The 8,274-nt window shown below is 56.9% G+C and carries 5 protein-coding genes; 2 read left to right on the top strand and 3 right to left on the bottom strand.

Translation table 11 applies throughout. From position 1 onward, the window contains the following. A partial coding sequence (locus Q7U49_RS11520) for a type I secretion C-terminal target domain-containing protein (RefSeq protein WP_304764411.1) occupies nt 1-1,562 on the top strand: 1,562 nt, incomplete at its 5' end. A gap of 401 nt (nt 1,563-1,963) precedes the next feature. Here the strand turns inward: Q7U49_RS11520 and Q7U49_RS11515 are convergent. After that, complete coding sequence (locus Q7U49_RS11515; protein WP_304764410.1) at nt 1,964-3,307, bottom strand: Fic family protein; 1,344 nt, start codon at nt 3,305-3,307, stop codon at nt 1,964-1,966. A gap of 450 nt (nt 3,308-3,757) precedes the next feature. On the opposite strand from Q7U49_RS11515, the gene Q7U49_RS11510 reads away from it, so the two are divergent. Continuing rightward, nucleotides 3,758-7,525: a retention module-containing protein gene (locus tag Q7U49_RS11510; protein WP_304764409.1), complete on the top strand. Its 3,768-nt coding sequence runs from the start codon at nt 3,758-3,760 to the stop codon at nt 7,523-7,525. A gap of 254 nt (nt 7,526-7,779) precedes the next feature. Here Q7U49_RS11510 and Q7U49_RS11505 read toward each other — a convergent pair whose 3' ends face one another. Together Q7U49_RS11505 and Q7U49_RS11500 are read right to left on the bottom strand one after the other, a co-directional pair. Beyond that, a complete protein-coding gene (locus tag Q7U49_RS11505) occupies nt 7,780-8,052 on the bottom strand; it encodes a BrnA antitoxin family protein (RefSeq protein WP_304764408.1) in 273 nt (90 codons plus the stop codon). Nucleotides 8,053-8,174: 122 nt separating this feature from the next. Next, on the bottom strand, nt 8,175-8,274 hold a 100-nt coding region (locus Q7U49_RS11500; protein WP_304764412.1), incomplete at its 5' end, for an integrase core domain-containing protein.

Genomic DNA, 8,274 nt, shown 5'->3' with positions numbered 1-8,274 from the left:
ACACGGCTCCGGCCTTTGTGGACAACAGCGCTACCAACCCGACCGAGCAGTTCAGCTACACGATGCGGGATGCAGACGGCACGACCAGCAGCAGCACGCTGACGATCACGATCACGGACACGGGTCCGACGCTGACGGTTGCCGATGCAATTGTGGCGAACGAGGCGAGCGGCTTTGCATATTCCTCGATGATTGCTTCAGCAGTTGACGCACAAACAGCAATGAAGGCAGATCTGACGAGTAATATCACCGGTTGGTCTTCAGATCTCACATATGCTGCCGTTGCTGGTGCTACTGCAGAGGGTGGCAAGACCTTGTACTACAGTGTTGATCCATCGAACAAGGGTGTACTGCACGCGTATATTGACAATAATTCTAGCCCCAGTGCTTATGGCGCGGCTGAGAACCAGAAGTTGATCTTCACGTTGACGCTCGATCCTGTTGCTCAGCAGTATATGGTTGACATGAACGGAAAGCTGGATGCGGATGTTACCGATGTCGGAGCAACGTTTACTCAGAACATTGGCTCCAATATTGACTACTTGATCATTGGAACCGACGGAGCCATGTACAAACCTGGTGCGGCATTGCCCATTGGCGTAACGGAGGCGGTGCGGGTTGATTCCACTTTGGGCGCTATCAACACCAGCACGCAAGGTATCAGCGGGGATTCTCAATGGATTGACAAGACAACGGAACTTGTTACCTTCGATGTCGCCGGTGTTGCGCTCAAAGCTTCGGTCTCGATTGATATCAAGTCTGTGAATCCGGGTGCGGGTTCGGGCTGGATCAAATGGGAAGTATGGAATACAGACGGTACAGCCAAGACGGACAGCGGGTACTTGCAGGTGACCGATGGTGTGATGACCCAAATTCCGACCACGCAAACCAGTTTTGGTGAGATTCGAATTGGTTATGCCGATCCCCTTGGTCTGGCCACCGCACATTCTGGTGCGACACCAGCTGAATTTCGGATTACTGGGGTTGGTCTTGTGACAAGTCAGATTGAAGGCGATAAAGTCCTCACGTTCACTGGCACGGTGGTGGATGGTGACGGAACAGTCAGCGCTAAAGACACCTTTGCGGTTCATTTTGAGGGTTCAACAACTCTTTCCGATCCGACCGGTTGGAATTCGGGCGGGGTAGGCGGAAGCGACTTTGCGGAAACCATCTACGCAGGGGTTGGTGACGACATTCTGACTGGTGGCGGTGGTTCCGACACCTTCAAGTGGAGCTTGAACGACACCGGTTCCGACAAGATCACAGACTTCAATTTGACACCAGTGGCGCTCGGTGGTGATGTGCTGGATCTGAAAGATCTGCTGGTGGGTGAACACTCGACTGCGGCCAGCCTGGATAGTTATCTCACCTTTAGTGCTAACACGCTTGGGCAGACGGTCATTACGGTGGACGCAAACGCTGGTGCCACGGGTGGTACCGGTCAAACCATCACCCTTGAGAATGTGCAATTTACAGCGTTGCAGACTTATGCTAATGGAGCTGATGATGTAGCCATCATCACCAAACTGCTGAATGATGGAAATCTGAAGACTGACATCTGATCTTCAACCACCTCGGCCTGTTTTCCAGGCTGAGCCAAAACCAAAGGGCAGTCCGCGCAAGTGGCCTGCCCTTTTTCAAGAGTGCGCATGACGGACAAAATCCTGAATTCCTGGATCGCCGCGCTGCGATTTCCAAGAGAACAGCGTTTGGGCACGTTGTGGGGTCGACTTGCATCGACCTGGCAGACTGAAGTCTGCCCCATAAGGGCGGGCATGCTCAGACTTTCAATTTGTTCGTCTGCATCATCGATTGCCTCGCCAGAAACTCTGAGGGCCTCAGGCGGTAGCGCGCTACGCTGCCTTCGTGGCCCGATAGCGCTGGCATGTGCGTCAGAATCCTGAGCGCCTTCGGGCTGGATGTCGCCCAGTCAACGATTGCAAGGTTCGAGGTGGCCCGCCGCTTACTCAGGTCCCGCACGCAACGGCAACGGGCCGGTGTGCGTCTGTTCCCGGATGAGTTGCCCGATGAACGCAGCAAACCCTGTAATGTCGTGGCCGGCGCTGGCTGCTTCAAGGGCCTCCATATAGGTCTTGCGTTGTTCCACCGGAACGACTGTCCACACATAGCCGCCTGTGGCCAGCATCGCATTCATCAAGAAACGCCCCAGCCGGCCATTTCCGTCCATGTAGGGGTGGATGTAGACGAAGAAAAAGTGCCCGAGAACAGCACGAACTCCCGGATGTGGCTCCGCGGTAATCAGATCAAACAGCACGGGCATGCAGTCGCGCACCGCTTCTTTCGACAGAGGGACGTGCATGGCCCCACGGATGTAAACCTGCTCATTTCGCCATCCTGCCAAATCACTGGGCTTGAGTAGGCCGGCCTGAACGCTGGGACTCAACAGCGCTCGATACCAACTGCCAAGCGCTTCATGCAAGGCATAACTCGGACTTGAACCTTTGAGCGTGCGCTCGATAAACGTGCACACCTCGGTGTGCGCTTCAAAGTAACCTTTGGCGGCTATGGCATCACGCGCATCCTTGTCCTGGCCATCGGGGTCCCAATTTCCGGAGCGCACGCGCTCGATCAGCTCCGGCGTCACCCGATAGCCTTCAATCGACAACGAGTGGTACGCATCGCTGACATAGCGGTCCTCTACGTCCTTGAGGGTCTGCACGATGTCAGTTGGCCGTGCATTGGGCGCAGGCAGGTTTTCAATTGCGATTTCTCGCATTTGCTCCCAAGTGACACGGAGGCGCTGCACATAGGGGGACTCCGGCCTGCCCCCTGGCAAAGCTGACGGAATGACGTCAAACGGGGAGGACTCAAGCACCACGTAAGCTGCGCTTTTCATCGTCTGCACGATGTTGTCTGCCAGTGCGGTGCGACCCAATGCTCGAAAGGCACCGGCGAGACGGCCTGCCACCACAGAGTGTGATCCGTTCAGTAGCACGGTCAGAAGTTCTGTCGAATCCTCGACCAAGCTCATGGCGATGCGCGCGGCGACATGCTGTTGCCGATAGAAACCAGCGCTGACGGTGACCAAAGCTGGGGCCAATTCGACCAGTCGAAGGCCGCCTTCGTCAGGTTCTGCCTTGGAAGGCAACAAACCCGGCGCGCGATAAAGAAAGAGCGAGCAGCCGTGCGGTAGCGTGACCAACTGGTTATGGCCGCCTTTTGTCCAGATTTGCAGCTGCAACGGGAGCGCACGTTCACCAGAACGCAATTGCAGGGATTGTTCTGGACTGAGGTGCCAGTCATTGCCGAAACGCGCATCGCAATAGCCGCTGATGAAGTTGCGCATGCCGGCAAACCAGGCGGAGGTATTTCCAAGTGGCTCCCCTGGCCTGCCTGGCAGGTACCAGCCTTTGAGCACTTCTGCTAGGAACCCACTTTGTATCAAACGCTCTCTGTGCGTGCGGGAGAGCTGGCTGCTGCGAATGACCCGCGCCCCTTGACCTTGTAGCTTGGCCAGTTCGGCCAGCGATTGGGCCAATTTTTCGTGAGGTGCTGCGTCAAGACACTAGTATCGTGTGATTTATTCGCCCCACAGGCGGTAACGCGCGCCGGCACGTCGATGAAATTTTCCTTTGCAGGCTTGGGCAAAGGCGCGATAAGAGACGTCATAAATAGATCTTCAAATTTGTACTTTAGTCCAATTGCTACCCGGTTTGCAGAGGACTATTCTTCGACCCATACAGTTTCATTCCTCAAGTGCGCTGGCTCAATTTACTTTTTATAACTGGAGATCATCATGGCCCAAATTGCTACCGTCGCCGCCATCACCGGCACTGGTAAAGCCTTCGCAGTCAACGAGCAAGGCGTCAGCCGCGAGCTCAAGGCCGGGGATGTCCTGCAAAAGGGCGAAACCATCCGCACCGTGGGCGATGTGCGTGTTGAACTTTTAATGGAAGACGGCCGCCTGATGGCCGTAGCACCCAACCAGGTGTTGCGCCTGGATGAAAACGTGTCCGAGTCAGACCAGCGCCCCACCGCGCAAGACAGCGCAGTCGGCGCGCCCGCAGACACAGCCGACACCATTTTGCAAGCCCTGGAACGCGGCACCGACCTGAGCACCGAACTAGAAGCAACCGCGGCCGGCCTGGGTGGCGGTGGTGGTGCAGACGGCGGCAGCAGCTTTGTGCAGTTGTTGCGCATTGTGGAAGGCGTTGACCCGCTGGCTTATGACTACGCTTACACGGCGCCTGACTTGCCGCCTGATTTGCAGTCGGATCCACTGGTGGAAGTGCCTGAAGTGTCTGAAGAGCCTGCCGTCAGTGTTGGCGTCACGGTTGGCACCGGAATTGGCGTGGGCGGCGACGGTAGCGGTCTTATTACCGGCGACATCATCAAAGGCGCGGTCTCCACTGTGAACGTAGTGGAAGGCTCCGGCGGCGGCACTCGGGCCGTTACCTTCCTGATTACCCTGGACAAAGTATCCAGCACCGATGTCACTGTCACCTACACCATTGTGCCGGGCAGCGCCAGCCGTCCGGACGACTTTAACGACGGTGCCATTACCGGCACCATCACCATTCCAGCGGGCTACATCGGCTTTTCCCTGACCGAGTACGTTGTGGAAGACACCTTGGTTGAAGGTAACGAAACCTTCACTATTGTGCTGAGCAACCCGGTTGGCGCCACACTGGTCAACGACACCGCCACCGTCACCATCATTGATGATGACCTTGCTACCGTCAGCCTGAGTGTGTCGCCGGCAGACATTACGGAGGCCGGCAGCGAAGTCATCTATACCGCCACCCTGAGCGGTGCCACATTCAGTACTGACGTTACCGTCACGCTCAGCAACGGCCAAGTCATCATCATTGCCGCAGGCCAGACCAGTGGCAATGTCGCCTTTATATTTGAGCCATCCGATGACGTCTATGTGGATCCATCCAGTGTCAACGTAGTTATTGATTCGGTGGATGCGGGCGCATCCACAGGCAAGCTGACCGTGGATGCTTCGCCAGCCACGGTGTCGATCAACGACACCATCACCCCGGTGAGCGCCACGCTGACCTCGGTGCTGGTGGGCGACGAAGACGGCGCCACGGTGACCTACACCATGACGCTGGGCACCGCCCCGACCGTTGCCGAGACCTTCACCTTCAAGGTGGGTGGCGTTGACAAGACGATCACGGTGGCCGCCGGTGCGACCAGCGGCACGACCACGGTGAGCTTCACCGAGTCCGACGTGTTCGTGGACACCGACAACATTGCTAAGCCGACCGATCTGGCCGGCAGCAACAACAGCAACTACGAGCAGCTCAACCTGGTCAACAGCGCGACCAGCCACGACGTGCTCGACACGACCGACACAGTTACCGCGACCCTGACCACCGCAACGACCTTGATTGGTGAAGGAGGCGGGGATATTGTTTACACCGTCACCCTGTCTGGTGGGCCGGGCGCAATTGCTCCCAAGACCGATCTGGTCTTCAACCTTGCCAATGGTGAGCAAGTAACGATCAAGGCGAACGAAACGGTCGGCTCAGTCACGAAGACTTACTCCGATGCGGATATCACCAACCAAGCCAATATCGGCAACGAATTCAGCTCGACCCAGCCGGTGGCGTCCGGTGGAACAGAGTACGAAAATCTTGTGACCACGGGCACCACGCTGGTTGATGTGGATTACGGCGTCATCATCACTGACCTGACGCCCCAGGCAGACGGCGGCGATGTCACTGTGAACGAAAACGACCTGCTGGCTACCCGGGGTACGGGCGAGTCGGCAGGTTCGGACACCGTGCCGGAGCCGATCACACAAGGCGGCACCTTCACGATCACGGCGACCGACGGGGTGAAAACCCTGGCGATTGGCGGGCTCGCGGTGATCACGGATGGTGTGTATGCGGGCAACGGCACCAGCGGGACCACACCGCTGGGCAACACTCTGACCATCACCGGCTACGACGCCGCGACGGGCCAGGTGAGCTACACCTACACACTGGGCGACAACGAAGCCCATGCGACGGCGGGCGGTACCAACTCGTTGTTTGAGGACCTGACGGTCTCGCTGACTGACCGTGACGGCGACAACACAACGGGTACGCTGAGCGTGCAGATCGTGGATGATGTGCCGCAATTCACAATCGTCAACGATGGCGCCGACAGTGGTACGGTCGTTAACGTGTCTGCCCCCAATGTGGCGACGACTTACGTTACGCCGCAGCTGGCTGACTGGAAGTTCGGCGCCGATGGTGCCCAGGGCGTGCCGACACTGTCGGGCGTGACGGGCGCTGTGGCTGTCAACGCGGCTAGCACATCGTCGAGCATGGTTATTGACCTTAAGGACGCGAGTGGAAATGTGGTCGGCAAGCTCACGCTTAATGCCGACGGAACCGATTCGCTGGAAGTTTCCTATAGGAAAGGTGAAACCGTGTTCACCTCTGTTGCCGCCACTTCAGCACAGGCAGGCGGACCAGAGGGCGCACTTTTGGTTGACTTGGGTTCGTCAACCGACTTCAACATCATCGTTTCAGGGAGTGATGGTGATGCCAGCCTCACGGAATTTGGAGGCGGCCGAGGTGCCAGTGACGATGACTTGGTGAACACCAGTGCCAATGGCTGGGCTGTGAAAGGTCAGCAAGGGCAGACTAATGAGCAGAATGAATCCATCAAGTTCTCATTTGTGGATGACGCCAATAATTCGAATGGTTACGGTGTAGGCGACTTCAAATTCAAAGCCGAAGGTTACACAGGCGGAATTTCAATTGCCACAATCACGATCAGGGTTTACTTAAATTCCACTCATACAACATACGACCAGGTGACGATTGATGCAACTTCTGGACAGGTTTTGCAGATCAGCGCGCTTGACTGGACGGCTAACGCAGGTACGGGCAACTACGTTCCAGGTTCCTCTATCTACGGCGTTGAGATCATCAGTGCCGAGCCCGATGGTTCATTCCGAGTAAATGGTGTTGAGGTCGGCACGTCTTCGGATGTGCCGCCGCCGGACCTGGATTACAACTTCACGCTCAATATGGTGGATGGCGACGGTGATGCCGTTGCACAGAGTTTCAGCGTTCACCTGGACGGCAGCGCGGCAGGCAGTCTGGTGGTCGAAGCGATTGCCGGTACGTCAGGTGCCGATACGCTGACGGGCACGACTGGCGCTGACTTCCTGATCGGTGGTGCCGGCGACGACACCCTGACCGGCGGGGCAGGCTCTGACACCTTCAAGTGGAGCTTGAATGACACCGGTGCCGACAAGATCACGGACTTCAATCTTGCGCCTGTAGCCAGTGGTGGTGATGTACTCGATCTGAGCGATCTGTTGACCGGCGAAAACGCGAATGCGGCAAGCCTGGATGCCTATCTCAACTTCAGTGCCAATGAGTTAGGTCAGACGGTTATCACGGTGGATGCGAACGCGGGTACGGCTGGTGGTACTGGGCAGTCCATCACGCTGGAGAGTGTGCAATATTCCGCCTTGCAGGCTATTGGTGATGGGTCGGATGGAGCCATCCTCGCCAAGTTGCTGACCGATGGCAATCTCAAAACCGACGTCTGATCGTCAATCCGCTCGGCCTGCCCCCCCAGGCTGAGTCAAACCAAAGGGCAGTCCACGTAAATGGCCTGCCCTTTTTACTGACTCCACTGGGTTGTCGGCGCCAATTGAATATTGAGCCAAGGCAAACGACTTCACGTCTTCCAGCTTGAACGCATCGCCAAATGCCATGGCCAGTTCATTCGGAACTTCCGGTTGATAGCCATGGTCACTGACTTTTCAACTTCATCGGATTTCCCGGTTGATGGGTGCGTGGATTACACCGGCGAGTGGTTGCGCAACCAGTCTTTCAGTGCCAAATCTATGCGTGTCTGCCAGCCGTCCCCTGCGGCACGGAAGGCTTGCAGCACATCAGGTGACAAGCGGATGGTGGTGGACACCTTGGGTGGTGCCTTTTGTGGCCCACGCCCACGCAGCTTGGCTTGCAATGAAGTGGGCAGATCGGAAATGCGCTTGGCCTGCGCGAACATTTCCGCCGTCCACTCTGGGTTGTCGGAGTCAATCAGTTCAGGATTTGGTTTCTTGCTCATACCGTGTCACCTCGCGTTTGTTGGCTTTACGAAAGCTGATGACCCGAATGCCTTTGGCAGTTTCGGTGAACACCAGAGAATGGGTAATCCCCCCTTTTTCCACTGGCGCCAGAAGTAGAGGGTTATGCAGCCTTGAGTAGCCGCTGATTTGGGGTGATCCCGCCCAGAGCCATGTGAGGGCGGTCGTGATTGTAGGACCAGGCCCATTGGGTGGCATGCTCC

The organism is Rhodoferax sp. (assembly GCF_030653815.1).
Taxonomy (GTDB): domain Bacteria; phylum Pseudomonadota; class Gammaproteobacteria; order Burkholderiales; family Burkholderiaceae_C; genus Rhodoferax.
The sequence above is the reverse complement of the archived record's forward strand: the minus strand, read 5'-3'. Positions and strand labels throughout refer to the sequence as shown.